The 26,010-nt window shown below is 74.9% G+C and carries 21 protein-coding genes; 14 read left to right on the top strand and 7 right to left on the bottom strand.

Annotated elements, in window-relative coordinates; genetic code table 11:
• Positions 1–62 precede the first annotated feature (62 nt).
• Together ABD993_RS29050 and ABD993_RS29045 are read right to left on the bottom strand one after the other, a co-directional pair.
• Entirely contained in the window at positions 63–869 is an 807-nt protein-coding gene (locus ABD993_RS29050; protein ID WP_345425503.1) for a M23 family metallopeptidase, read from the bottom strand.
• A gap of 308 nt (positions 870–1,177) precedes the next feature.
• Positions 1,178–2,125: an esterase/lipase family protein gene (locus ABD993_RS29045; protein WP_345425501.1), complete on the bottom strand. Its 948-nt coding sequence runs from the start codon at positions 2,123–2,125 to the stop codon at positions 1,178–1,180.
• Between the two features lie 317 nt (positions 2,126–2,442).
• Between ABD993_RS29045 and sucC the strand changes: the two genes are divergently transcribed.
• The 6 genes from sucC (at position 2,443) to purH (ending at position 9,799) form a co-directional block, all read left to right on the top strand.
• Positions 2,443–3,630, top strand: coding sequence for an ADP-forming succinate--CoA ligase subunit beta (sucC, locus tag ABD993_RS29040; RefSeq protein ID WP_345425498.1), 1,188 nt, complete (start codon positions 2,443–2,445; stop codon positions 3,628–3,630).
• Position 3,631: 1 nt separating this feature from the next.
• Positions 3,632–4,519, top strand: coding sequence for a succinate--CoA ligase subunit alpha (gene sucD / locus ABD993_RS29035; protein ID WP_345425496.1), 888 nt, complete (start codon positions 3,632–3,634; stop codon positions 4,517–4,519).
• 111 nt (positions 4,520–4,630) lie between these two features.
• Positions 4,631–5,488, top strand: a complete 858-nt coding sequence (locus ABD993_RS29030) for a DUF5336 domain-containing protein (protein WP_345425493.1) — start codon at positions 4,631–4,633, stop codon at positions 5,486–5,488.
• Positions 5,489–5,649: 161 nt separating this feature from the next.
• The gene (locus ABD993_RS29025; protein WP_345425490.1) at positions 5,650–7,521 is read left to right on the top strand and encodes a cell division protein PerM; all 1,872 of its coding nucleotides are present in this window, start codon (positions 5,650–5,652) and stop codon (positions 7,519–7,521) included.
• Positions 7,522–7,625: 104 nt separating this feature from the next.
• Complete coding sequence (purN, locus tag ABD993_RS29020) at positions 7,626–8,249, top strand: phosphoribosylglycinamide formyltransferase (RefSeq protein ID WP_345425487.1); 624 nt, start codon at positions 7,626–7,628, stop codon at positions 8,247–8,249.
• Positions 8,246–9,799, top strand: a complete 1,554-nt coding sequence (purH, locus tag ABD993_RS29015; RefSeq protein WP_345425485.1) for a bifunctional phosphoribosylaminoimidazolecarboxamide formyltransferase/IMP cyclohydrolase — start codon at positions 8,246–8,248, stop codon at positions 9,797–9,799. Before purN ends, purH begins: the two co-directional genes overlap by 4 nt.
• A 144-nt stretch (positions 9,800–9,943) precedes the next feature.
• Here purH and ABD993_RS29010 read toward each other — a convergent pair whose 3' ends face one another.
• Positions 9,944–11,026 carry a glycosyltransferase family 2 protein gene (locus tag ABD993_RS29010; RefSeq protein WP_345425483.1) on the bottom strand — a complete coding sequence of 361 codons (1,083 nt, stop codon included), beginning with the start codon at positions 11,024–11,026 and terminating at the stop codon, positions 9,944–9,946.
• A 510-nt stretch (positions 11,027–11,536) separates the two neighbouring features.
• Here ABD993_RS29010 and ABD993_RS29005 point away from each other — a divergent pair.
• Positions 11,537–12,544 (top strand): hypothetical protein, encoded by a 1,008-nt coding sequence (locus ABD993_RS29005; protein WP_345425481.1) that lies wholly within the window; start codon positions 11,537–11,539, stop codon positions 12,542–12,544.
• 82 nt (positions 12,545–12,626) lie between these two features.
• The gene (locus ABD993_RS29000; RefSeq protein ID WP_345425479.1) at positions 12,627–14,519 is read left to right on the top strand and encodes a DNA polymerase Y family protein; all 1,893 of its coding nucleotides are present in this window, start codon (positions 12,627–12,629) and stop codon (positions 14,517–14,519) included.
• On the opposite strand, the gene ABD993_RS28995 is transcribed toward ABD993_RS29000, so the two are convergent.
• Together ABD993_RS28995 and ABD993_RS28990 are read right to left on the bottom strand one after the other, a co-directional pair.
• Positions 14,513–15,931 carry a M28 family peptidase gene (locus tag ABD993_RS28995; RefSeq protein WP_345425477.1) on the bottom strand — a complete coding sequence of 473 codons (1,419 nt, stop codon included), beginning with the start codon at positions 15,929–15,931 and terminating at the stop codon, positions 14,513–14,515. The two genes, ABD993_RS29000 and ABD993_RS28995, sit on opposite strands and share 7 nt — an antisense overlap.
• Positions 15,932–16,180: 249 nt before the next feature.
• Positions 16,181–17,110: a M20/M25/M40 family metallo-hydrolase gene (locus ABD993_RS28990; RefSeq protein ID WP_345425474.1), complete on the bottom strand. Its 930-nt coding sequence runs from the start codon at positions 17,108–17,110 to the stop codon at positions 16,181–16,183.
• A 163-nt stretch (positions 17,111–17,273) separates the two neighbouring features.
• On the opposite strand from ABD993_RS28990, the gene ABD993_RS28985 reads away from it, so the two are divergent.
• From ABD993_RS28985 to ABD993_RS28975, 3 genes are read left to right on the top strand one after another with little or no spacing between them, the layout of a single operon-like run.
• Entirely contained in the window at positions 17,274–17,654 is a 381-nt protein-coding gene (locus ABD993_RS28985) for a MerR family transcriptional regulator (protein ID WP_345425472.1), read from the top strand.
• A complete protein-coding gene (locus tag ABD993_RS28980; RefSeq protein ID WP_345425470.1) occupies positions 17,651–17,986 on the top strand; it encodes a thioredoxin family protein in 336 nt (111 codons plus the stop codon). The genes ABD993_RS28985 and ABD993_RS28980 overlap by 4 nt, the downstream gene beginning before the upstream one ends.
• Positions 17,987–18,016: 30 nt before the next feature.
• On the top strand, positions 18,017–21,355 hold the full coding sequence (locus ABD993_RS28975; protein ID WP_345425469.1) for an error-prone DNA polymerase: 3,339 nt from the start codon (positions 18,017–18,019) through the stop codon (positions 21,353–21,355).
• Between the two features lie 55 nt (positions 21,356–21,410).
• Here ABD993_RS28975 and ABD993_RS28970 read toward each other — a convergent pair whose 3' ends face one another.
• Together ABD993_RS28970 and ABD993_RS28965 are read right to left on the bottom strand one after the other, a co-directional pair.
• Positions 21,411–22,049, bottom strand: a complete 639-nt coding sequence (locus tag ABD993_RS28970; RefSeq protein ID WP_345425466.1) for an acetate uptake transporter family protein — start codon at positions 22,047–22,049, stop codon at positions 21,411–21,413.
• Positions 22,050–22,225: 176 nt separating this feature from the next.
• Positions 22,226–22,870, bottom strand: a complete 645-nt coding sequence (locus ABD993_RS28965; protein ID WP_345425463.1) for a GPR1/FUN34/YaaH family transporter — start codon at positions 22,868–22,870, stop codon at positions 22,226–22,228.
• 210 nt (positions 22,871–23,080) lie between these two features.
• On the opposite strand from ABD993_RS28965, the gene ABD993_RS28960 reads away from it, so the two are divergent.
• The 3 genes from ABD993_RS28960 to ABD993_RS28950 are packed head-to-tail and all read left to right on the top strand — an operon-like array spanning position 23,081 to position 25,848.
• A complete protein-coding gene (locus ABD993_RS28960; protein ID WP_425569174.1) occupies positions 23,081–23,950 on the top strand; it encodes a bifunctional methylenetetrahydrofolate dehydrogenase/methenyltetrahydrofolate cyclohydrolase in 870 nt (289 codons plus the stop codon).
• Positions 23,947–24,528, top strand: a complete 582-nt coding sequence (locus ABD993_RS28955; protein WP_345425459.1) for a DUF3017 domain-containing protein — start codon at positions 23,947–23,949, stop codon at positions 24,526–24,528. Before ABD993_RS28960 ends, ABD993_RS28955 begins: the two co-directional genes overlap by 4 nt.
• Before the next feature lie 15 nt (positions 24,529–24,543).
• Positions 24,544–25,848, top strand: coding sequence for a DUF2252 domain-containing protein (locus tag ABD993_RS28950; protein WP_345425456.1), 1,305 nt, complete (start codon positions 24,544–24,546; stop codon positions 25,846–25,848).
• The last annotated feature ends 162 nt before the right edge of the window (positions 25,849–26,010 follow it).

Raw genomic sequence — 26,010 nt, 5'->3', positions numbered from 1 at the left:
TGGGCCCACCGCGTCACCGCCGCCGCTTGACACCGCTACGCCATGGGATGTCTGAGCGGGCCTCAGAGCAGGGAGCCGGGGGCGCCTTCGCCGTCCCCGGTGACCGACAGGCCCATCCGCGTGAGGATCGGGAGCGGGTTCAGCTTGTTCTCGCCCGCGTCCCAGATCTCGAAGTGCAGGTGGGGGCCGGTGGACTGGCCGCGGTTGCCGACCTCGGCGATCTCCTCGCCCGCCGTGACGGTCTGCCCGACGGTGACGAACGACCGGTTGATGTGGCCGTAGACGGTCTTGGTGCCGTCCGGATGGCGGAGCACGACCCACAACCCGAAGCCGCTGGCCGGGCCGGACTCCTCCACGACGCCGTCGGTGAAGGCGAAGATCGGCGTGCCGATCGGGGCGGCGAGGTCGATGCCGTAGTGCGTGACGCCCCACCGGGCGCCGAAGCCCGAGGTGAACCGGCCCGCGGTCGGCAGGACGAACGCCTCACCGTGGTCCAGCACGGCCTGCGGGGCGCCCGCGGCGAGGGCCTGCTTGAGCACCTCGGCCGTCTCGGCGAGCTCGTGGCCGATGTCCAGGGCCTTGGCGAGGTTCGCGACGTCCACCTCGGAGCGGTCGTCCAGCACCGGGAGGGCCCGCGGGGTGGCGGAGGTGAGCTGGTCGGCGCCGATGGGAGCGGCCTGCGTGGCGGCGCCCGGGGCGGCGGCCTCGGTGGCGGCGGGCTCGTCCGCCACGGGGAGCATCGCGTTGGCCGCGAGCCGCTCGTAGGGGTCGGTCTCGACGGCGGGGCCCGCGAGGGCAGTGAGCATCGTCTGGCCCGCGGCGACGAGCGCGCCGCCTGCACAGGCGGCGACGGTCGCGCGGATGCGCAACGACGACTGCGGGGGCGCCGGGAGCCGGTGTCCTCCCGCCGGTCGGGCCGCACGGGGGTATGCGGTCGCCTGCGGGACCGGTCCGGGAGCGCCGCTTGGGGAGCGGTGGCGCGCCACGACCTGCCCTTCTTGTCGGGCCCGTGTCGCACGCGCGACGGCGTGGGCTGGGTGGGCCCGGGTCGGCACCGATTCGGGGTCGGAGCCGTGCCGTCGTGATCGCGCTGTGACACGAACGGAGCAAACCTAGCGGGCCCCCGGGAGCGAGTCCAACCCGGGGCGGGGATGTGTCGGGACACCCACCGATCGGGTCAGGAGACTTCACTCTCCGTTGCAGTTCGACCGATGTCACGCCGTCTCCGCAGGTGGACGAGGTGCAGTGGCAACTCTCCGTGTGCGAGACGGGAGCAGACGCCGTGCACCACGCGCGGGTCGACGGGCAGCGCGAGGTGGCCCACGTCGTTCAGCTCCAGCTCCTCGACCAGCAGGTCCGGGTGCCGGAGGCGGGCGTTGCGCTGGGGCACGACCATCTCGTCGATCCGGCTCCAGACCACGACGAACCGTGTCGGGCAGCCCGGCGCGGGCGCGGCGAGCTCGGCCATCACGTCCGAGTTCGGCCGCAGCTGCCGGGCCAGCGGCGTCGGCATGAGGTAGGCGGCGTTGCTGCCGGTGTGCGGGCTGCCGAGGGTGACCAGGGTGTCCACGAACTCGGCGCCGCCGAGCCGCTGGACGTAGTACCGGGCGATCACCCCGCCCAGCGAGTGCCCGACGACGTGCACCCGGTCCGCGCCCGTCGCGTCGCGGAGCCGCTCGACGTGCTCGGCCAGCTCGCGCGCGGCGCTGCGGAGGTCACCGGTGAACAGGCTGTAGTTGACCGAGTGCACGGTGCCGAACCCGCGCCTGCGCAGGGCCCTGCGGAAGACCGTGAACACGGAGCGGTTGTCCATGATCCCGTGGACCAGCAGGATCGGGGTCCCCGCGGTGGCGGGGTCGGCGCAGACCAGGCTGCGCTGCAGGGGGTCCAGCGCGTCGGTGCGGTAGCGGTCCGGCGGGCGGATGGTCTCGCCGGCGAGACCCACCGGGTACAGGGCCACATGGGCGGTCAGCCACGCCCACTCGAGCGCGATCCCGCGCAGGCCGGAGGGGGTGGCGAGCGAGCGGACGGCGTAGTCCGCGGCCACGGCGACCCCGGACGCGAGGCTGCGCGCACCCGCGGCCACCGTGGCCAGCCGGTGCAGCCCCTCGCGGAACAGCGCCATACCCAAGAGTAAGGCTGATCACGTCGGGTCGCCGGGTTACCCGCCGGAAATATCCGGATGGACTGAACGCTCGCTCAGTGTGACCGCCGCGTGTCGGCCGGACGACGCCTTCGTCACATCGCGACACCGCCGACCCGGTGATCGGGCTGGCACACGGCGTGCCCCCGGGCCCTCGGGCGAGGGTCGGTGATGCGGCTCACCTGGGCGGATGTCAACGCGCTCGGGTGTCATGGCTAGGGTCCTGGGTCGGAGTAGGTCTCTGACGTGCGGGACCTCGCGCGGGACGCAGACCTGCGTGTCGCTTGCCGCACAGCGACGTGAATCGGGAGAGCCGAGTGGACCTGTACGAGTACCAGGCGAAGGACCTCTTCGCCGCCCACGGAGTCCCGGTGCTTCCGGGCAAGACGGTGGACACGGCCGAGGCCGCCGAGGCCGCCGCCGCCGAGCTGGGCACCGCGGTCGTGGTGAAGGCCCAGGTGAAGACGGGTGGGCGAGGCAAGGCAGGTGGCGTGAAGCTGGCCGAGTCGCCCGCCGAGGCCAAGGAGAAGGCGACCGCCATCCTCGGCCTGGACATCAAGGGCCACACCGTGCACCAGGTGCTGGTGACCACGGCCAGCGACATCGCGGAGGAGTACTACTTCTCCTTCCTGCTGGACCGGTCCAACCGCACCTTCCTGGCCATGTGCTCGGCCGAGGGCGGCATGGAGATCGAGCAGCTCGCCGTCGAGCGGCCGGACGCGCTGGCGCGCATCCCGATCGACCCGATCGCGGGCGTCGACAAGGCCAAGGCGGACGAGATCGTCGCCGCGGGCAAGATCCCGGCGGTCGTGGCCGAGCAGGCCGCGGACACCATCGTGAAGCTGTGGGAGACCTTCGTCGCCGAGGACGCGACGCTGGTCGAGGTCAACCCGCTGGTACGCGACCCCGAGGACAGGATCGTCGCCCTCGACGGCAAGGTCACCCTGGACGAGAACGCAGGCTTCCGGCACCCGGGGCACGCCGAGCTGGTCGACGAGCGCACCGAGAACGCGCTCGAGGCGAAGGCCAAGGCCAAGGGCCTCAACTACGTGAAGCTGGACGGCGGGACCGTCGGCATCATCGGCAACGGCGCGGGGCTCGTCATGAGCACGCTGGACGTCGTCGCCTACGCGGGTGAGAAGCACGGCGGCCAGAAGCCCGCCAACTTCCTCGACATCGGTGGCGGTGCGTCGGCGCAGGTCATGGCGGACGGGCTGGACGTCATCCTGGGCGACACGGACGTCAAGTCGGTGTTCGTCAACGTCTTCGGCGGCATCACCGCGTGCGACGCGGTGGCCAACGGCATCGTCGAGGCGCTGAAGATCCTGGGCGACGGCGCCACCAAGCCGCTGGTCGTCCGGCTGGACGGCAACAACGTCGTCGAGGGCCGCAAGATCCTCGCCGATGCCAACCACCCCCTGGTGACCGTCGTGGGCACCATGGACGACGCGGCCGACAAGGCCGCCGAGCTGGCCGCAGGAGCCTGAGATGTCGATCTTCCTGAACGAGAACTCCAAGGTCATCGTCCAGGGCCTCACCGGCTCCGAGGGCACCAAGCACGCCACCAAGATGCTGGCGGCGGGCACCAACATCGTCGGCGGCGTGAACGCCCGCAAGGCGGGCACCACGGTCACCATCGGCGGCAAGGACCTCAAGGTCTTCGGCACCGTCGAGGAGGCCATCAAGGAGACCGGGGCGGACGTCTCGGTCATCTTCGTGCCGCCGAAGTTCGCCAAGGACGCGGTCATCGAGGCGATCGACGCCGCGATCCCGCTGGCCGTGGTGATCACCGAGGGCATCCCGGTGCACGACTCCGCCTACTTCTGGGCGCACGCCGTGGCCAAGGGCAACGCCACCCGGATCATCGGGCCGAACTGCCCGGGCATCATCTCGCCGAGCAAGTCGAACGCGGGCATCATCCCGGCCGACATCGCGGGCCCCGGCCCCATCGGCCTGGTGTCCAAGTCCGGCACGCTGACCTACCAGATGATGTACGAGCTCAAGGAGTTCGGCTTCTCCACCGCCATCGGCATCGGCGGTGACCCGATCATCGGCACCACGCACATCGACGCCCTCGAGGCGTTCGAGGCGGACCCCGAGACCAAGGCGATCGTGATGATCGGCGAGATCGGTGGGGACGCCGAGGAGCGGGCCGCGGCCTTCATCAAGGAGAACGTGACCAAGCCGGTCGTCGGCTACGTCGCGGGCTTCACCGCCCCCGAGGGCAAGACGATGGGCCACGCGGGCGCCATCGTCTCCGGCTCGGCGGGCACCGCGCAGGCGAAGAAGGAGGCCCTCGAGGCCGCCGGGGTCAAGGTCGGCAAGACGCCGTCCGAGACCGCCGCGCTGATGAAGGAGATCATCGCGTCGCTCTAGGGACGCGTGCTGTCCGGTGTGGGCCCCGGGGAACCTCCCCGGGGCCCACACGTTCATTCGGGTGGGTTAGCGTCGGCCCTCGTCGGGGGCTTCGAGGTGCGAGGAGTGGTCATGACCCGAGACGGAGCGAGCCCGGAGGCGCCCGCGGTGCTGCACGGCCCCGCGCGGACGCTCGTCCTGGCGGGGGCCGGACTGGCCGTCGTCGTGTACCTGTTGGGGTTCTTCTCGCCGCTCTCGGCGTTGCTGCTCGGGCCGTCGCTGCTGCTCGCGGGGGGTCTGCTCGCCGCAGCGGCGCTGCTGCCGAAGGCCTCGCCGACGATCGTGGTCCCGGGCGCGGTGCTGGCGCTCGTCGGGTTCCTGGCGCTGGTGCAGCTGGCGGTCGCCGCGTCGTCGTTCGCGGTCGGCGGGATCGAGATCGTGGCGCTCGTGCTGGCGTTCCTGGAGGCGGCCGCGCTCGTCGGGGCCGTCCTGGTGGACGCGGGCGTGGTCTCGCTGCCCGCGCCCAAGCCCGCCGCCCCTCCCGGCTACTACCCGCAGGGCGGCTACCCGTCGCCCGGGCAGGGTGGGGGTTACCAGCAGCAGCCCACCCCGTACTCCTACGGCTACCCGCCCGCGCAGCAGCAGCCCTACGGGGCGCCGCAGGGCTACCCGCAGCAGCAGTACCCGGGCCAGCAGCCCTACCCCGGCCAGCAGCCCCACCCCCAGCAGGGCTGGGGCCCCGGGCCCGAGCAGTACGGTGCGCCGCAGACCGGCCAGCAACCCCAGGTGGGTCAGCCGGGCCAGCCCCAGGGGGGCCTGTTCGGGGGCGCCCCGCAGGGCCCGCCGACCGGTGGGCAGCCGGTGGCCAGGCCGTCGGAGGCGGAGCAGACGCGGATCGCCCCCACCGGCGAGGGCAGGCACGCCGAGCCCCCGGCCGAGGGCGACCGCACCACGAAGATCTCCACGGACACCGAGCGCCGCGAGAGCTGACCCGCCCGGCCCGGTGATCCATCGGTCGGGAGCCGAGCGGTCGGATCTCGACCGCCCCGCGCCCGAGGTGCGGATCACTCGCCGGGAATGGTGTCGCGCGGACCCGGGGCCGCCCGGCGTGGCGGCCTGACTCGCGGCGGTCGCGCTGCGACGCTGCGGGGATGACCCGATCGCTGCGGGCGCCCGCCGAGCCGGACGAGTCCTCCGACATCCCCGCGCCCTCGTACCCGGAGGGGCTCGACCGGTTCCGGATCGTGCTCGCGGCGGCCATGGGCACCGTGATCGTCACGTACGCGATGCTCGTGCCCGGGGCCCTGCTCGTGGTCCTCGCTGGCGGGGGTACGGACGGTTCGGTCGACGGCGCGTTCGCCGCCGCCATCCCGCTCTGGCTCGCGGCCCACCTGATCCCGCTGGAGCTGCGGGGGCAGCCGCTGGGTGTGCTGCCGCTGTTCCTCCCGCTCGCCGTGGCCGCCGTGGTGTCCGTGGGTTCCCGGTGGGCCGTGCGCAGGCTGGGAGGGCGGTTCCGGCACGACGCGGGCGCCGTGATCGCCGCCGCGGCCGGTTCCCACGCGGCCGTCGCGGTGTTGGGCAGTGCCCTGCTCCCGAGCGCGGCGCAGGTCGGGGCCGCACCCTGGGCGGCGATGGTCGGGGCGGGGCTCGTCGCGGCCGTCGGGGCCGGTGTCGGGGTGCTGCGCGGGTGTGGGCTGCCCGGGACCTGGCGGGAGCGGTTGCAGGGCTGGCCTGCCGCCGGGCTCGCGGGCGCCGCGGTCGGCGGTGCGGCGTTGCTGCTGGTCGGGGCGGTGACGCTGCTCGTCGGGCTGGTGTTCGGGGCCTCCCGGGCGCACGGGATGTTCGCGGCGCTGACCCCCACGACCGGAGGCGCCCTCGGCCTCACCCTCCTCTCGATCGGCTACCTGCCCAACGCCGTGCTCGGTGGCGCGGCCTGGCTGCTCGGGCCCGGCGTGGAGGTCGGGCTCGGCGCGTGGACGCCGTTCGGTGGGGCACCCGGCCCGCTGCCGCCCTTCCCCCTGCTGGCCGCCCTCCCGACGGTCCCGTCCCCGGCCTGGGCGGTCGCCGTCGTCGTGGTGCCGGTGGTGGTCGGGCTGCTGGTCGGCGGGACCTGCCGGTCCGCCCTCGGCTCGGGTGCGCCGACCGCAGAGCGGCTGCGCGCGGTCGGCGTCGCGGCCGGAACGCTGGCGGTGGTGGGGGCGGGGCTCGCGCTGCTGGCGGGCGGGCGGCTCTCGGCCGGGGACTTCGACCCGGTCGCGATCCCGGCGGGGTACACGGTGCTGGCGATCGTGGTCTGGGTCGCCGGCCCCGCGGCGCTGGTCGCGCTGGTGCAGCGGGGCGGGGCGCCGGAGGCGGTGCAGGACGAGGACCTGGAGTGGTACCGGGACGGATGGTCCGACGACGCGGCGACCGGCCCCCGCGCCGAGGGCTCGTGGGGCGCCGATCCCGAGCCGGAGGACGCCGACGGGTGGGCCGACGGAGACGCCGATCGGGACATCGAGGACGCCGCCGACACGGCCGCCGACACGGCCGCCGACACGGCCGCCGACACGGCCGCCGACACGGACGCCGACACGGCCGCCGACACGGACGCCGACACGGACGCCGACACGGACGCCGACACGGACGCCGACACGGACGCCGTCCGCGCTGCCGACGACGAGGCGGACTCGGACGAGCACCCGGCTCCGGCGCGCCCCGTGTCGGGGTCGCGGGGCCGGCGCGCGCGTCGGGGCCCGGACCGTCCGCGTCGGGGTGACGGGAACGCGGCGGTCGAGGCCGCCCGACGTCGTCGGGAGACCCGGCTGGCCCGGGGGACCGCATCCGTGGTCCCCGAGCCGCGCGTCGAGGACTCCGCCGTACCCGGCGAGCGGCGGGGCCCCTTCCGCCGCAGGGGTCGCCCGTCCTCGGAGATCGAGCCCGAGCCCGCATCCGTCGAGGAGTCCGAGCCCGCCCCGCGCACGGTCGCCGAGCTCGTCGCCCTCCGGAAGCGGCAGGCGGAGGCCGCCGCCGAGCAGGACTGACCCCTCGACGCCTGCGCACCCACCCGAAACGGGCAGGTCCCCGCGCTGTGACCGCGGTCGCCGCCTACCCTGGAGGCGATCCCCCAGTCGGCCCGAGGAGACAGGTGCCCGCCCCGTCGAGCGCAGACCCCACCGTGGGAGCCGGCCTACCCACCCGCGCGCGCGTGGTCGTGCTGGCCTCGGGGTCAGGGACGCTGCTGCAGGCCCTGCTGGACGTCGGGCCCGACCATCCCGCCGAGGTCGTCGCGGTCGGCACCGACCGGCCCGCGGCGGCGGCGCGGGACCGCGCGGACCGGGCGGGTGTGCCGTCGTTCGCGGTCTCCCCGAAGGAGTTCGCGGACCGTCCGAGCTGGGACGCCGCGCTGCTGGCCGCCGTCCTGGCCCACGCGCCGGACCTGGTGGTCTGCGCCGGGTTCATGCGGATCCTCGGGGCGCCGTTCCTCGAGGGCGTCGGCAGGCCCGTGCTCAACACCCATCCCGCTCTGCTGCCCGCCTTCCCCGGCGCGCACGCGGTCCGAGACGCCCTGGCCCACGGTGTCCGGATCACCGGAACCACGGTCCACCTGGTCGACGAGGGTGTCGACACCGGGCCGATCCTGGCCCAGGAGGCCGTCGCCGTGCTGCCCGGAGACACCGAGGCCGTGCTGCACGAACGCATCAAGGTCGCCGAGCGCCGGTTGCTCGTGAGCACCGTCGCGACGCTGTGCAACGAAAAGAGAGTTCAGTGAGCGAACGCAGGCCGGTCTCCAGGGCCCTGATCAGCGTCTACGACAAGGCCGGACTGCTCGACCTGGCGACCGGGCTGCACGCCGCCGGGATCGAGATCGTCTCCACCGGGTCCACCGCGCAGCGGATCGCGGACGCGGGCGTGCCGGTCACGCGCGTCGAGGAGCTGACCGGGTTCCCCGAGTGCCTCGACGGGCGGGTCAAGACCCTGCACCCGCGCGTGCACGCCGGGCTGCTGGCGGACACCCGCAAGCCGGAGCACCTCGCGCAGCTGGAGCAGCTCGGCATCGCGCCGTTCGACCTGCTGGTGTCCAACCTGTACCCGTTCACCGAGACGGTGGCGTCGGGCGCGACGCCGGACGAGTGCGTCGAGCAGATCGACATCGGCGGGCCCGCGATGGTCCGGGCGTCGGCGAAGAACCACGACAGCCTCGCCGTGATCACCGACCCGGCCCGCTACGGGTGGGCGCTGGAGCAGCTGGGGCGGGGCGGGTTCACCCTGGCGGACCGGCGCGCCCTCGCCGCCGAGGCGTTCCGGCACACCGCGGCCTACGACGTCGCCGTCGCCTCCTGGATGGGCAGCGTCCTGGCCCCGGGGGACGGCGTGTTCCCCGAGTGGGTCGGCGCGACCTGGACCCGCGCGTCCACGCTGCGCTACGGCGAGAACCCGCACCAGGCCGCGGCGCTCTACGTCTCCGGCGGGTCCGGCCTCGCCACGGCGGAGCAGCTGCACGGCAAGGAGATGTCCTACAACAACTACGTGGACGCGGACGCCGCCTGGCGCGCCGCCCACGACCACGGCGACCAGCCGACGGTCGCGGTGATCAAGCACGCCAACCCGTGCGGCATCGCGGTCGGCGCGGATGTCGCCGAGGCCCACCGCAAGGCCCACGCGACGGACCCGGTGAGCGCCTACGGCGGGGTGATCGCGACCAACCGCGAGGTGTCGGTCGAGCTGGCGCAGCAGGTCAAGGACATCTTCACCGAGGTCCTGCTGGCGCCGGGGTTCGCGCCCGAGGCGCTGGAGATCCTGCAGGCCAAGAAGAACATCCGGCTGCTGCGGCTGCCCGGCGAGGTCGTCCGCACCGGGCCGGAGATGCGGCCCGTCACCGGCGGCCTGCTCCTCCAGCAGCGGGACGCGATCGACGCCCCCGGGGACGACCCCACCTCCTGGAAGCTGGTCGCGGGCGAGGCGGCGGACGAGGCCACCCTGGCCGACCTGGCGTTCGCCTGGCGCGCCTGCCGCGCGGTGAAGTCCAACGCCATCCTGCTGGCCGACGACGGCGCCGCCGTCGGGGTCGGGATGGGGCAGGTCAACCGGGTCGACTCCTGCAGGCTCGCGGTGACCCGCGCCGGGGACCGGGCGCAGGGCTCGGTCGCCGCGTCGGACGCCTTCTTCCCCTTCCCGGACGGCCTGCAGGTGCTGATCGACGGCGGCGTCAAGGCCGTCGTGCACCCCGGCGGCTCGATCCGGGACGACGTGGTGACCGCCGCGGCCGCCGAGGCGGGCGTGACCCTGTACCTGACCGGGACCCGGCACTTCGCGCACTGACTCCGCGGCGGGGCAACAGGCGGAGCAGGGCGAGGGTGGCCGCGACCAGGGTGCAGGTCGCGACCACCCACCACAGCGCCTCGAGCGCGCCGTAGGTCGCGACGGGCGCGACCATGAACGCGGTGGTGCCGACCTTGCCGTACATCAGGCGGGGGCGGCGGTGAGGTGGTGCCAGCGGGGCGCGCGGCCCTGCAGCATCGCGCCGACCGCGGCCAGGAACACCGCCTGCTGCACGAGGTCGTACCCGAACTCGACGACGAGGGGCGCGGCCAGCAGCATCCCCCGCGGCCCGCGGCGGCGGACGGTCCAGATCCGCTCGACCACGAAGACCGCGGTGACGACCAGCCACAGCCCGCGCGGCGGCCCGAGCTCGCCCAGCGCGGCGAACAGGGCCGTAGCCAGCAGGAACAGGGCCACGCCGAGGATCCCGACGTACATCCCCAGCTGCTGGGCCCAGTAGGGCAGGGTGACCCGGGTGAGGCCGTAGGCGCGCAGGTTCTCCAGCGCACCGCGCTGCCAGCGCAGCCGCTGGTGCCACAGGTCGCGCCAGGTCGGCATGACCTCGGTGTGCACCGTGCACGGCCGCGGCGAGACCGCCCGCAGCCCGAGGGTGCCCACGGCGAGGGTGATCTCGTTGTCCTCGGTGAGCGCGGTGGCGTCGTAGACCTCGCCCGCGCGTCCGGGCAGCCGGGTCCCGCGGGCCGCGGCGACCGCGCGCAGGGTCGCCACCCGGAAGACGGTGGCGGTCCCGGTGAGCACCCGCGCCCGGCCGCCGCGGCGGTGGATCTCGCGGGCGTAGCGGGCGTACTCGTTGCGCTGGAGGGCTCCCGGGAGGCCGCCGCCGGGGCGGCCGTGGAAGATCCCGCCGACGCCCCCGACGGTCGGGTCCGTCAGCGTGGCCACCGCCTCGGCGAGGAAGCCGGGGCTCAGCGCGCTGTCGGCGTCGAGGACGAGGAGGAGGTCGGCGTCGTCGAGCACCGACAGCAGCGCGGCGAGGGCCTGGTTCAGTGCCCCCGCCTTGCGGGCGGTGTTGCCGACGGTCTCGACCACCTCGGCGCCCCCGCGGCGGGCGACCGCCACGGTTCCGTCGGCGCAGCGGTCGGCGACGACGATCACGCGGTCCGGCGGCAGGGTCTGCGCGCGCAGCGAGGCCAGTGCCGCGGGCAGGGTGGTCTCCTCGTCGTGCGCAGGGACCAGCGCGACGATCCGGGGGCTCGACTCGTCCATCGAGCGCAATCCTGCTGGGCCGGACGGCCCCAGGGCCATCTTGTCTTTCCGTGCGGGATCGGCTACCCGATCGTGGCTTGAGGCCGCTCCGGGGCTCGGCTAGACTTCGAACATCAGTTCGATGACCGTCTTCCCCGCGGTGTCGTCCGTCGCGCGGAAGAGGTGGCAAGGTGCGTCGTCGTGGTGTCCGGCCGAGTCGGATCGTCGCTGGTGGGGCCTGGTGTTCCGGGTCGGTCGGCGGCGCCGCGGCGCCCGGGGGTCGGGAGGTGCGCCGCGCGGTCTGTGCGGGTGGGATCGGCCCTCGGTCGGCGCGGGCGGGGAGTGCGTGCGGGCGTGCTCTGCGTGAGGGCGAGCCGGAGGGAACCACCCGAAAGGGTGACGGGTCGAGCGGGGGCGGTCACACCGGGTCGGGTGAGGGGTGATGCTCGGGCCGCGGACCGCGGCGCGCGAGTCGCCCGGTGAGGGTGTGCGTGTCGCAGGCCGTCCTCGGGCCGGGAGCGGGGGCGGCCGGTGAGTGCGGTGGTCGCGGGCGGGGAGCAGTGGCCGCCTGCGGACTGGACGGACTGGCCCGAGGAGGAGGCGGGCGGCGCGGTCGTGGGGAGCGGCCGCCCGCCCGAGGGTGCGGCGCGCTCGGGCGGGTCGACGGGCTCGGCGGGTCACGGCTCGGGTCACGGTGCGGGGTCCGGCGACGTGGCGGTCTCGCGCGGCCCGGTGTGCTCGAGCGGGTCGGCGGGGCGGGTCGACCGGGGCTCCGGGGAGGGGCCCGCCGACCGGCTGGCGGCGGCTCGGGGGCTGCTGCGCCGGTGGGAGGACCGCGCCTCGGGGGCGGAGCGTCCCGCGCCCGCCCCGGGGGAGGACGGCCGGGTGCTCCCGGTCTCGGCACCACTTCGTCCACTGCTGCCTGCGGGAGGGCTGCGGCGGGGGAGCACGGTGTCGGTCGTGGGTGGTCCCGGCTCGCTGTCGCTGCTGTTCGCCCTGCTGGCCGAGGCGTCGGCACAGGGGGCGTGGGCGGGGGTGGTCGGGGCGCCCGGGCTCGGTGCGGTCGCCGCCGCCGAGGCGGGGGTGCGGCTCGAGCGACTCGCGCTCGTGCCCCGGCCGGGTGCGGACCTGGTGGCGGTGGCGGCCGCGCTGCTCGACGGGCTGGACCTCGTCGTGCTGGCGGGAGCCGAGCGGGCGGGGTTGCGGGCCGGGGACCGGCAACGCCTGGCCGCGCGGGCCCGGCAGCGCGGTGCGGTCCTGATGGCGCTCGGGGCCTGGCCCGGCGCGGACCTGACGGTGGGCTGCGCGTCCGTGCGCTGGCGCGGCGCGGAGCGGGGCGCGGGCAGGCTGCGGTCCTGCCACACGCGGGTCCGTTCCACCGGCCGCGGCACCGGGGCGGCCGGGCGTGAGCGGGACCTGCTGCTCCCCGGCCCCGGCGGTGGGGTCGCGGAGCTGGAGCAGGCGGGCGGCTCGACGGCGTCCGGCGGCAGTGCCCCCGGCGAGGCGGCGAGGCGGCCCGCCGCCACCCGCGCCTCATGAGCGGCGGGAGCGTGGGTGATCGCCGTGTGCGGTCCACCGATGCCGGATACGGCACCTGTGGACCGCGGAAGGTGATCGTGCGGTGAGCGCCGCGGAGCGGGTGCTCGCGGTGTGGTCGCCGGACTGGCCCGTGGTCGCCGCGATGGCGGCCGCCCATGTGCCCGCGCACCGGCCCGCGGCGGTGTTCCTGGCCAACCGGGTGGTCGCCTGCTCGGCCGGGGCGCGGTCGTCGGGCGTGCGGCGGGGGTTGCGGCGGCGCGAGGCCCAGGCCCGCTGCCCGGAGATCGCGGTCCTGGCCCCGGACCCGGACCGGGACGCGCGGCTGTTCGAGCCGGTCGTCCTGGCCGTCGAGGAGTTGGCGCCCGGGGTGGAGGTGGTGCGGCCGGGCCTGCTGGTGCTGCCCGCGAAGGGCCCGGTCGGGTTCTTCGGCGGGGAGCGCGGGGCGGCCGAGCGGCTGATCGACCAGGTGGCGGCGCGCACCGGCGTCGAGAGCCAGGTCGGGTACGCCGACGGGCTGTTCGCCGCGGTCCTCGCCGCCCGGCGCGGGGTCGGGATCGAGCCGGGCCGCAGCGCGGAGTTCCTCGCCCCGCTCGGGGTCGAGGAACTCGACCGGGAGCCGGACGTCGACCGGGCCGAGCTGGTGGACCTGTTGCGCCGCTTGGGGTTGCGCAGCCTGGGGGCGTTCGGGTCGCTCGATCAGGCGGACGTGGCCTCCCGGTTCGGCGCGGACGCGGTCCTCGCCCACCGGCTCGCCCGCGGCCTCGACCCGCGGCCGCCGGTGCGCCGCCGCCCCCCGGAGGAGCTGGCGGTGGAGATCGAGCTGGATCCCCCCGTCGAGCGGGTCGACGCGGCCGCGTTCGCCGCCCGCGCCCTCGCCGAACGGCTGCACCGCACCCTGGCCGGGCACGGCCTGTCCTGCACCCGGCTCGGCGTCCGGGCACGCACGGACCGGGGCGAGGAGCTGCTGCGGGTGTGGCGGTGCGCCGAGCCGCTCAGCCCGTCCGGCACGGTCGACCGGGTCCGCTGGCAGCTCGACGCCTGGCTCACCCGCGGCGGCTCCGGCGCGGTGGTCGCGCTGCGGCTCAGCCCCGAGGAGACCGTCACCGCGGGTGCCCTGCAGCTCGGGCTGTGGGGAGACGTCGGCGAGACGGACGAGCGCGCGGGCCGCGCCCTGGTCCGGGTGCAGGCCCTGCTCGGCCCGGAGTCCGTGGTCACGGCGGTGCTCGCGGGCGGGCGGGACCCGGGGGACCGGGTCCGGCTGGTGCCGTGGGGGGACGACCGCGAACCCGACTCCCGCGCGGCAGGCCCCCTGGAGGGCCCGCCCGCCCCGGAACCGACCCCGGGCTACGGCCCCTACCCCGACGCCCTGCACCGCGCGATGCTCGCGCACCCCGCGGGTCGGTCCCGGGACCCCGGCCCCCCGACCCTGCGTCTCGTCGACCCGTCCCACGCCGTTGACCACCACACCCCGGCGCAGGGGCAGGTCGGGTCCGCCGGTCCGGCGCGCCCGCGGGAGCCTCGGCGGGCGTTCGCGCCGGGTGCGCCGGAAGCGGCGCTGCGCGGCACCACCCCGGCGAACCGCAGGGATCCCGTGGCCCGCAAGGAGAACCGGTCCCAGGCGGTCCGGATGGCGGCCGCGGCGCGGGACCCGGTGCCCGTCTGGCCCGGTCGGCTGCCCGCCCCCTCGCCCACCACGGTGCCGGAGGAACCCCTGCCCGTCGAGCTGCGGGACGCCGCCGACCGCCCCGTCGAGCTGCCCGAGCCCGACCTGCTCAGCGCCGACCCGCACCGCCTGCTGCTCCCGCCGCACCCCGCCCGGGAGATCCGGGGCTGGGCGGGGCCGTGGCCGGTCGTGCAGCGGTGGTGGTCACCGGACGGCGCGGCGGGCTCGCGGCTGCAGGTCGAGCTGGCCGACGGCGCGGCCCTCCTGCTGCTCCACCGGCAGGAGCGCTGGTGGGTGGTCGGGATCTACTGACGTCCGGGCACGCCGGAGAGGGTCAGGGCGAAGCGGCCGACGGTGCCCGCCAGCGCATCGACGTTGCGATCGAGGGCGACCCGGTCGACGTTGGCCACGGTGTCGCAGGCCCGGTGGTAGCAGCCGTCGTACGGGGCGCCGCCCTGCCCGCCCCACTGCGTCGCCTGCTCCGCCGTCTTGGTCTCCTCCGCGCCGGTGAACAGCCCGCCCGACGGGATGCCCGCCTCGATGAAGGGCCCGTAGTCCGAGCGGCCGTCGAAGTCCGTGCCCGAGCCCTGCACCCCCACCGCGGCGAGCTGCTCGGTCAGCACCTGCTCCACCGCGGCCGAGCCCGCCGGGCCGGGGCCCGCGCCGACGCGGTCGGAGTCGTCCCCGTCGTAGACGAGGTAGCCGGGGTTCGGCGACCCGACCATGTCCAGGTTGAGGTAGAGCGCGATCCGCTTCGCGTCCTCCGGCGACAGCGCCTCGACGTACCGGGTCGACCCGACGAGCCCGACCTCCTCGGCGCCCCACCAGGCGAACCGGACGGCGTTCTGCGAGGCGGGGGCGGGCCCGAGGGCCAGCGCGACGTCCAGCAGCGCGGCGGTGCCGGTGCCGTTGTCGTTGATCCCCGGGCCCTCCGGCACGGAGTCCAGGTGCGCCCCGGCCATCACGACCCGGGCCGGGTCCCCGGTGGTGGTCTGCGCGACCACGTTCCGGCTGGTGGCCTCCTGGGTGGTGGTGGCCAGCACCAGCGTGACGACGGCGCCCGGCTTCGCGGCCAACGCGTCCCCCACCGAGCTGCTCACCCCGGTGGTGGGGACGGTGTCCGGGAGGTCGCCGAGGGTGCCGTCGAACGGGCCCTCCTCGGTGTTGGCGACGATCAGGCCCGCGGCCCCGGCGGTCTTCGCGTTCTGCGACTTCACGCCGAAGGGGCAGGTCCCGCGCTTGGCCAGGACGACCGCGCCGGCCGGGGTCCCGGCGAAGTCCGCGGCCTCGCAGCCGGAGGTGGCGTCCATCGCCAGGACGTGCAGCGGGGCGGTCACGTTCCCCGAGGGCGAGAAGCCCATCGCGGTGGCCTCGACCGGCGCCCCGCCGACGGTGAGCCGCTGGTCCTGCACGGCGAAGGACCGCACGTCGAACGACGGGGTGTCCACGGTGAACCCGGCCTCGCGCAGCGCCCCCGCCACGTACTCGACGCTCGCGTCGTAGCCGGGGGTGCCCAGGGCGCGGTTGCCGCCGTTCGCCGTGGCGATGGCCTGGAGCCGGTCGAGATGGGCGAAGGCCCGGTCCCCGCTCGCCGTGGCGACGAGCCGGGCGGCGAGGGTGGGGTCGGGTGTCGGCACGGCCTGCGCCGCGGGGGCGGCGCCCGTCCCACAGCCCGCCAGGAGCAGCACGGCGATCGCCGCCAGCCCGCCTCGTCCTGCACGCATGATCGTCCCCCTCTTCTCGGGTGCCCAGTGTCCGACATCCCTTCCATGGGTGCTCCACGGGCACACCACAGGCTTTTCTCAGGGTGGAGGAGTCAACTGGTCCCCATACGGCGGACGACGGACCGTCGAGCACGGCGCGACCGGTAGCTGGGGAGCCCCCGGTACCGCGCCTCGAGGGAACCGGATGACGCCGGTCGGGGGCTGGGGAGCGGCCCGGCCGGTGTCATCCGATCACCCCGTCCGGTCGGGTCATCCGGTCGCCAGTGCGGCCAGCGATCCCGCGGTCACGTCGGTGAAGCGGTCCAGCGCGGTGCGGTCGATGTTCCGCAGGTCGTCGCAGGCCGTGTGGTAGCAGGCGTCGAAGACCCGGCCCGCGGTCCCGCCCCACCGGCGCGCCTGGTCGGGGGTCTTGTCCAGCGCGTCGCCCGCCAGCAGGCTCCCGCTCGGGATGCCCGCGTCGACGAACGGCGCGTAGTCCGACGTGCCGTCGAAGTCGATGCGGTCGGCCTGCACCCCCAGCGCGGCGAACCGGGCGACCAGGTCCGCGGTGGCGGGCCCGTCGCCCTGCACGAAGTAGCCCGGGTTCGGCGAGGCCGTCATGTCCAGGTTGAGGTAGAGCGCGATCGCGTCCCGCTCCGCGAGGCCGTCGACGTACCCCTGGGACCCCTCGAAGTCGATCTCCTCCGCGCCCCAGAACGCGAGCCGGACGGCCCCGGTGACCGGCGGCGACCCGCCCATCCGGGTCGCGATCTCCAACAGCGTGGCGACCCCGGAGGCGTTGTCGTTGATCCCCGGCCCGTCCTCCACCGAGTCGAGGTGCGCGCCCGCCATGACCACCCGGCCGGGGTCCCCGGTGCGGGTCTGGGCGACCACGTTGCGGTAGGTCCGCCCGTCGAGCCCGAACTCCGGGGTGGTCACGTCCCAGCCCGCGCCCCGCAGCACCGTCGCGACGTGGTCGACGGCCGCGGCGTACCCGGGCCCCGGTGTGGCCCGGTTCCCGCCGTTCTCGCGGGTGAGCCGGTCCAGCTCGCCGAGCTGCGCGTACGTCCCGTCCCCCGAGGTCTGCGCGACGAGGGCCTCCGCGTAGGGCGACGGTGCCGCCGCGGGGACGGTGGTCGGCGCCGCGGTCGTGCAGGCGAGGGTGAGGCAGGCGAGCAGGGTGACGAGGGTGGTGCGCACCACCCCAGCCTGTGACGTTCGGTGGCGCGGGGCGACGGGGACGGTTCGTTCGGGGGTCACTCGGACGATCCTGTGGACAACTCGGCCCTCCCGCATCTCGGGCTGGCCTTGCCGTCGGCGGCAGGGTCTAGCGTCGGCGCCGTGGTCGGGAGGAGGGGCGCGCATGCGGATCGGTGAGCTGGCCGAGCGGGCCGGGGTCAGCACCCGGGCGCTGCGGCACTACGAGGAGCTGGGGCTGCTGCCCGCGGCCCGGTCGGCGAACGGCTACCGCCGGTACGACGAGGAGCACCTGCGGGCCCTCGTGGAGATCCGCACGCTGGTCGGCCTCGGGCTGTCGCTGGAGGAGACCCGGCCCTTCGTCGAGTGCCTGCGGGCGGGTCATCCCACCGGCGGGAGCTGCGCGGACTCGATCGCGGTCTACCGCAGCAAGCTCGCCGAGGTCGATGCGTCGCTCGCCCGGCTGGGTGCGGTCCGCGCCGAGCTGGCGGGCCAGTTGGAGCGGGCCGTGCGGGCCCGGTGTGAGTTCACCCTGGAGGAGACATGATCGACACCGTCACGGACGCGGAGTTCGCCGCGCGGGTGCTGGGTTCGCCGCTGCCGGTGCTGGTGGAGTTCACGGCGAGCTGGTGCCCGCCGTGCCGGATGATCGCGCCGGTGCTGGCCGAGCTGGCCGGGGAGCTCGCGGGTCGGGTCGAGATCGTGGCGCTGGACGTGGACGAGAACCCGCGCACCGCTGCCGCCGCGGGAGTGCTGGGCATGCCCACGCTCGCGCTGTACCGCGGCGGCGAGGTCGTCGCCCAGGACACGGGGGCGCGGCCCAAGGGCGCGATCCTGGCGTTCCTCGAGCCGCACCTGACTGTGGACAGCACGGCATGATCGAACACATGTTCGAGTAGAATCGGGGTCATGGGATGGAGCAACCCGGACGTCACCTGGCGTGAGCTGGAAGGGGTCCTGTCCGGGCGCACCGGGTCGAGCCTGAGCGGCGGCCCGGAGCGGGACGGCGGGGACTCGCCCGCCTGGTCGCGCAAGCGGGAGCCGTACGAGGCGCCGCCGCTGGAGCGCCGGGAGCCCGCCGTCCCCTACGCGGAGCTGCACTGCCACTCCAACTTCAGCTTCCTCGACGGGGCGAGCCATCCGGAGGAGCTGGTCGAGCGGGCCCACGAGCTGGGGCTGGAGGCGCTGGCGCTCACCGACCACGACGGGATGTACGGCGTGGTCCGCTTCGCCGAGGCCGCGCGCGGGCTCGGGGTGCGCACGGTCTTCGGGGCCGAGCTGAGCGTGGGCCTGACCGCCCCGCAGAACGGGGTGCCCGATCCGGAGGGCAGCCACCTGCTGCTGCTCGCCCGCGGCCCGGAGGGCTACGGGGCGCTGTGTCGCACGATCAGCACGGCCCAGCTGCGGGGCGCGGAGAAGGGCCGCCCGGTGTACGACCCGGCGGAGGTCGTGGAGGACACCCGGGGGCACGTCGTCGCGCTCACCGGGTGCCGCAAGGGCACGGTGCAGCAGGCGCTGCGCCGCGGCGGGCCCGCCGCGGGGGCCGAGGCGCTGCGCGGGCTGGTCCAGCGGTTCGGCCGCGAGCACGTGCTCGTCGAGCTGACCCACCACGCGCTGCCGGAGGACACCGAGCGGAACGACCTGCTGGCCGCGCTCGCGGCCGAGGCGGGGGTGCCCGTCGTCGCGAGCACGGCGGCGCACTACGCCACCCGGGACCGGTTCCCGCTGGCGGGTGCGGTGGCGGCGGTACGGGCCCGGCGCAGCCTGGACGACGCCGACCCCTGGCTGCCCGCCGCGGGCGCGGCCTACCTGCGAGACGGCGCGGCGATGGCGCAGCGGTTCGCCCGGTATCCGGGAGCGGTGGCGCGGGCCGCCGAGACGGGCCGCGAGCTGGCGTTCGAGCTGCGGCTGGTGGCGCCGGACCTGCCGCCGTTCGACGTGCCGCCGGGGGAGACCGAGGCGAGCTGGCTGCGGGCGCTGACCTGGCGGGGCGTCGCGCAGCGGTACGGCAGCCGGGCGGAGAACCGGTTCGCCGCGGACATGGTGGCGCACGAGCTGGCGATCATCGAGGCGAAGAACTTCCCCGGCTACTTCCTGATCGTGGCGGACATCGTGGCGTTCTGCCGCCGCGCGGACATCCTCTGCCAGGGCCGGGGCTCGGCCGCGAACTCCGCGGTCTGCTACGCGCTGGGCATCACGGGGGTGGACGCGGTGCGCCACGGGCTGCTCTTCGAGCGGTTCCTCTCCCCGGACCGGGACGGCTACCCGGACATCGACCTGGACATCGAGTCCGGGCGGCGGGAGGAGGTGATCCAGTACGTCTACGAGCGGTACGCGCGCACCCACGCCGCGCAGGTGGCGAACGTGATCACCTACCGGCCGCGCTCGGCGGTCCGGGACATGGCGAAGGCGCTGGGGTTCTCGCCCGGCCAGCAGGACGCGTGGAGCAAGCGGATCGAGCGGTGGACGGGGCTGTCGGAGACCGTGCCGGAGGATCTCCCGCGGCCGGTCCTCGCGCTGGCGGACCAGCTGCTGGGCTTCCCGCGGCACCTCGGGATCCACTCCGGCGGCATGGTGATCTGCGACCGGCCGGTGTCCGAGGTGGTGCCGGTGGAGTGGGCGCGGATGGCGGACCGGACCGTCGTGCAGTGGGACAAGGACGACTGCGCGGCCGCCGGGCTGGTCAAGTTCGACCTGCTCGGGTTGGGGATGCTCACCGCGCTGCACCTGATGCAGGACCTCGTCGAGCGCTACGACGGGCGACGGGTCGAGCTGCACGACCTGGACCAGAGCGATCCCGCCGTCTACGCGATGCTGCAGCGGGCGGACTCCGTCGGGGTGTTCCAGGTGGAGTCGCGCGCGCAGATGGCCACGCTGCCGCGGCTGCGCCCCGAGCGGTTCTACGACCTGGTGATCGAGGTGGCGCTGATCCGGCCCGGCCCCATCCAGGGCGGGTCCGTGCACCCGTTCATCAAGCGGCGCAACGAGGAGCAGCGCGGCGGCCCGCGCACCTGGGAGTACGACCACCCGCTGCTGGCCGGGGCCCTGGAGAAGACCCTCGGGGTGCCGCTGTTCCAGGAGCAGCTCATGCAGATCGCGGTGGACGTCGCGGGGTTCTCGGCGTCGGACGCGGACGAGCTGCGCCGGGCCATGGGCTCCAAGCGCTCCGCGGAGCGGATGGAGAACCTGCGGGTCCGGTTCTTCGCGGGGATGGCGGCCAAGGGCATCCCCGACCCGGTGGCCGAGACGATCTTCCAGAAGATGCTGGCCTTCTCGAACTTCGGCTTCCCGGAGAGCCACTCGATCAGCTTCGCCTCGCTGGTCTACGCCAGCTCGTGGTTCAAGCTCTACTACCCGGCCGCCTTCTGCGCGGCGCTGCTGAACTCCCAGCCGATGGGCTTCTACTCGCCGCAGTCCCTGGTGGCGGATGCGCGCAGGCACGGGGTGCGGGCCTTCGGCCCGGACGTGAACGAGGGAGGGGCGGCCGCGATCCTGTTCCGGGACGAGGAGAGCGCCGGCGGCTGGGCGGTCCGCACCGGGCTCCGGGAGATCCGCACGATCGGCACGGAGCTCGCCGAGCGCATCGAGGCCGAGCGCGCGGGGGGTCCCTACCGCGATCTCGCCGACCTGTCCCGCCGGGTGCAGCTCACCGGGCCCCAGGCCGAGGCGCTGGCCACGGCGGGGGCGTTCGGCTGCTTCGGGATCGACCGGCGGGCCGCGCTCTGGGCGGCGGGGGTGGTCGCGGCGGTGCGGCCGGGGCACCTGCCGGGCAGCGCGGTGGGTCTGGAGGCGCCCGCCCTGCCGGGGATGACGGAGGTGGAGGAGACGGTGGCGGACGTCTGGGCCACCGGGGTCTCGCCGGACAGCCACCCGATGCAGCACCTGCGCGCCGGGATGGACGCGCTGGGCGCGGTCCGGATCGACCGCCTGGACGCCCTCGGCGGGGCCCCGCACGACCCGGACCGCCCGCCGCGCCGGGTGCTGGTGGGCGGGCTGGTCACGCACCGGCAGCGGCCCGCGACCGCCCGCGGGGTCACGTTCGTGAACCTGGAGGACGAGAGCGGGATGCTCAACGTGACCTGCTCGGAGGGGCTGTGGGCGCGGTACCGCTCGGTGGCGCTGGGCAGCGCCGCCCTGCTGGTGAGAGGGCGCTTGGAGCGCAGCCCCGAAGGCGTCCTCAACCTGGTCGCGGACCGCCTCCAACGCCTGGACCTGAAGGTCGCGGTCAAGTCGAGGGACTTCCGGTGACCGGGGAGGGAGCCTCCTCACGCGACGAGGCTCCCTCCCGTGGCGCCGGGGGCGGTCAGTGCACCAGCGGGTTGCCCATGCTCCTCGCGGGCCCGCCCAGCTCCTGGGTCATGCCGTCGACGTAGATGTAGATCGCGACCAGGCAGAACAGTGCGCCGCCGATGCCCGCCACGGTCAGCAGGGATGCCATCCCGGTGAGCGTGGCGACCAGCACCAGCGCCACCGTGATCGTGACCAGGGTGAACAGGGCGGTGAAGGCCAGTGGCAGGCGCAGGGTGGCCAGGGTGAGCACCGCGAACACCACGAGCCAGGCGATCAGGAAGGTCGCCTGGGCGGTGCCCGCGTCCGCGGCCGGGATCTTCAGCCAGTCGTTGACCAGCGAGAGCACCAGGTAGGCGTAGCTCAGCCAGAACGTCGCGAACACGCTGAAGATGGCACCCACGGCGCCCTGGCCGATCCGGATCGCCCACCAGCCGGCCACGAGCAGGCCGAGGCCGGACGCGGTGAGGGTCATCGGGACGAGCGTGCCGACGGCGGCGGCGGGCAGGTAGCCGAACAGGTAGAGGGTCAGTCCGATCCCGCCGATGAGGAAGGCGGGCAGACCGAGGAGGGCGGGGTTGCCGGTCGGGGCCGCAGCCGGGGCGGCGGCCTCCGCGACGGGTGCGGGTGTGCTCTCGATGTGCTCAGTGCTCATGACACGCTCCAGAGGTGGGGTGCATCCAAGAGCGGAGCGGACATCCGGCGCGGGCTAGGTGTGGGCTCCGTCACAAGCATTAACGTCCACATCGGGCGGTCGTGGTGTCTCTATCTGACACACGACGACACCCCGGGCCGCAGCGGTGGCGACCCGGGGCTCGTCGGACCCGGCGGCTACTTCACGAGGGCACCGCCCATCGGCATCGCCTTCCCGCCCAGGTCCTGGGCGAAGCCGTCGACGAGGATGTAGCCGAAGATCGCGCAGAAGAGCAGGGTCGTGATCCCCGCGATCGGGAACAGGTCCGCGTTGCCCGTGCTGACGCCCAGGAAGGCCAGCACGAAGGTGATGTCCACGAACACGAAGCCCGCGGTGAAGGCGAGCGGGAGCCGCAGCGTGGCCAGGGTCAGCAGGATGAACACCAGGGTGAACGACAGCAGGTAGGTGCGCTGCACGTTCGCCACCTGCGCGGCGTCGGCCACGCCCCACCAGCCGCTCGTCAGGCCGGTGAGCAGCAGTCCGAAGCTGAGCCAGAAGGCGGAGAACACGCCGAAGATGGCGGCGACCGAGTTGGCCGCGACCCGCGCCGCCCACACGGCGGAGATCATCAGGAACAGGCCCGCGGACAGCGTGACGATCGGGATCATGCCGCCGGGCAGGGTCGCGGTGTCCAGGTAGCCGAGGAACCACAGACCCAACGTCACCCCGGACGGCAGGAACGTGATCAGCCCCAGCAGGGCCGGGTTGGCCGCCGGAGCGGCCGCCGCCCGGGGTTCGGCCGCGGCATGCGCCCCCGCCTGCACGTCGCTTTCGACACTCATGAATGCTCCTCGCTCGATGCTCGACCGGCAGGGACTGCCTCGTTGCCGGCCCGGCGATTGTGCGCCGCATCACAAGGCGGGCGGACCCTACGAACGGACAGATCGGAACCTCGACTTCCACCGCGCACCGCCGCGTCGGGGAGGAAGCCGGCCGAGGGGTGGGCACCGGCTCCCCGGCGGGTCCGTCCCGGCCGTCGGCGCTCTGCGAGGATGGCGCGCGTGACCGCACGGGTGATGGACGGCGAGGCCGTGCTCGCGGTGATCCTCGCCGACCTGCGCGAGCGGGTCGCGGCGCTGCCCACCACCCCCGGCCTGGGCACCGTGCTGGTGGGGGAGGACCCCGCCTCGCGGGGCTACGTCGCGGCGAAGCACCGGGACTGCGCACTGGTCGGGATCGCGTCGCTGCGCCGCGAGCTGCCCGTCGACGCGGGGCAGGAGGCGCTGCTCGCCGCGGTCGACGAGCTCAACGCCGATCCCGCCTGCACCGGGTTCCTCGTGCAGCTGCCGCTGCCCCCGGGGCTCGACGCCGCCGCCGCCCTCGAGCGGGTCGAGCCCGCCAAGGACGTCGACGGCCTGCACCCGCTCAACCTCGGCAGGCTGGTGCTCGGCGAGCCCGCCCCGCTGCCCTGCACGCCCCGCGGGATCGTCGAGCTGTGCGGGCGGTACGGGGTGGAGCTGGCCGGGGCCCGGGTCGTCGTGGTCGGGCGGGGCGTGACGGTCGGGCGGGCGCTCGGGCTGCTGCTGTCCGGCCGCTCGGTGAACGCCACCGTGGTCTCCTGCCACACCGGCACCCGCGACCTGGCGGCCGAGGTGCGGCGGGCGGACGTCGTCGTGTCGGCGGCCGGGGTCCGCGGCCTGATCACCGCGGACATGGTCCGGCCGGGCGCCGCGGTGCTCGACGTCGGGATCAGCCACACCGAGCTGGGTCCGGGCGGGGACGTCGACCCCGAGGTCGCGGAGGTCGCGGGGTTCCTCGCCCCGGTCCCCGGCGGCGTCGGCCCGCTGACCCGCGGCATGCTGCTCACCGCGGTGGTGGAGGCGGCCGAGCGGGCCGCGCTCTCCGCGGGGGCCGCCCGATGACCCCCGACGGCCCGGAGTCCTGGCCCGCCCGCGCGGACCGGGGGCGACCCGAGCCGGCCCCCGGGCCGCCGCGGCCGCAGCAGGCGGGGCCGCCGGGCGATCCCGCCGCCCGCCGCCCACCGGTCGACCCCGCTCACCGCCCACCGCGGACCGCGCAGGGCGGCAGGCCCCCGTCCCCCGGCCCGGCGCGGGCCGATGGGCCGCGCACCGGCACCCCCATGCCTCCGGAGGCGGACCTGGCGGGCCCGGCCCATCCCACCGGCGAGCTGCCCCGCACCACCCCCACCGGCGGCGGCGTCCGGGCGTGGTGGGAGGCCCACGGGGCGATGGTGGTCGTGCTGGCGATCGCGGCCTTCGGCATGGTGCAGGTGCTGACCGAGCACTGGCGTCAGGGCTCCGCGCTGCTCGGCGGGGCGCTGCTCGTCGCGGCGGTGCTGCGCGGGGTGCTGCCGCCCGCCCGCGCCGGGCTGCTGGCGATCCGCGGGCGGGTGGTGGACGTCGTGTGCTACACCGGCTTCGGCATCGCCGTGCTCCTCCTCGCGCTCACGATCACTCGAGGTTCGCTGACCGTCGGATAGCGCTACGTTGCGCTCATGGCTGACCGGACCGACGCGATCGTCGACACCCTCGCCGAGGCCTTCTCCGACCTCATGGAGGCCGATCCGGCCGCCTTCCGGGTCAAGTTCCGCAAGATGGCCGCGGACCCCTTCGCCTTCTACCGCGGCAGCGCCTGCCTGTTCTACGCGGACGTGGCCGACCGCGAGGACCCCTGGGCGGACGAGCGCACCAGCCGGGTGTGGATCCAGGGCGACCTGCACGCGGAGAACTTCGGCACCTACATGGACGGCGACGGCAGGCTGATCTTCGACGTCAACGACTTCGACGAGGCCTACCTGGGCCACTTCACCTGGGACGTCACCCGGTTCGCGGCCAGCCTCGCCCTGCTCGGCTGGCGCAAGGCCATCCCGGACGCCGACCTGACCGACCTGATCGGCCGCTACCTGCGCGCCTACGTCGACCAGGTCCGCACGTTCACCCGGGTCCAGGACGACCGCAGCTTCGCCCTGCGCCTGGACACCTGCGACGGCCCCGTCCAGCAGGCGCTGCTGCGGGCCAAGCTCAGCACCCGCGTGGCGCTGCTGGACTCGACCACCGAGACCGAGGGCTACGACCGGGTCCTGCGGGAGGGCTCCGGGGTGCGGCGGCTGGACGACGCCGAGGAGGAGCGCGTCCGCGAGGCCTTCGGCCGCTACCTCGACACCATCCCGGACGGCAAGCGGCACACCGGCGTCGAGTACGCGATCAAGGACGTGGCCGGGAGGTCCGGCTTCGGCATCGGGTCCGCGGGCCTGCCCGCCTACACCGTGCTGATCGAGGGCTACAACCAGGCGTTGGACAACGACGTCGTGCTGTCGATGAAGCAGGGCAACGTCGCCGCGCCGTCCCGGGTGGTGCCGGAGGAGGCCGTGGCGGGGGTGTTCCACCACCACGGCCACCGCACCGTGCTGTCGCAGCGCGCCCTGCAGGCCCACTCGGACCGGCACCTCGGCTGGACCGACCTCGACGGCGTCGGGTTCGTGGTCAGCGAGGTGTCGCCGTACGAGTCGGACCTCGACTGGTCGGAGCTGACGGAGCCCTCGGACATCGCACCGGTCGTGGAGTACCTGGGCCGGGCGACCGCGAAGGTGCACTGCGTCGCGGACTCCGACGCGGACGACTCGATCGTCGACTTCCAGACCGAGGAGGCGATCACGGCGGTGCTCGACGGCCGCGAGGACGAGTTCGTCGACTGGGTCGTCGACTTCGCCCACTCCTACGCCGCTCGGGTCCGCGAGGACCACGGCCTGTTCGTCGAGGCCTTCCGGGACGGCCGCATCCCCGGCGTCTCCAGCACCTGACCGCGCGCACCCGACCGCACGCACCCGACCGCACGCACCTGACCGCACGAACGGCACTCTTGTGCGGACCTACCGCACGAGAGTGCCGTTCGTGCAGGTGTCAGACCCGAATCCGCGAGTAGCCGAAGAGCTGATCTTGGTCCGGCGGGTTTGATGTTGTCG

Source organism: Pseudonocardia xishanensis (assembly GCF_039541715.1).
Lineage (GTDB): Bacteria > Actinomycetota > Actinomycetes > Mycobacteriales > Pseudonocardiaceae > Pseudonocardia > Pseudonocardia xishanensis.
Note: the sequence above shows the minus strand (reverse complement) of the source record. Positions and strands in the feature narration are given on the sequence as shown.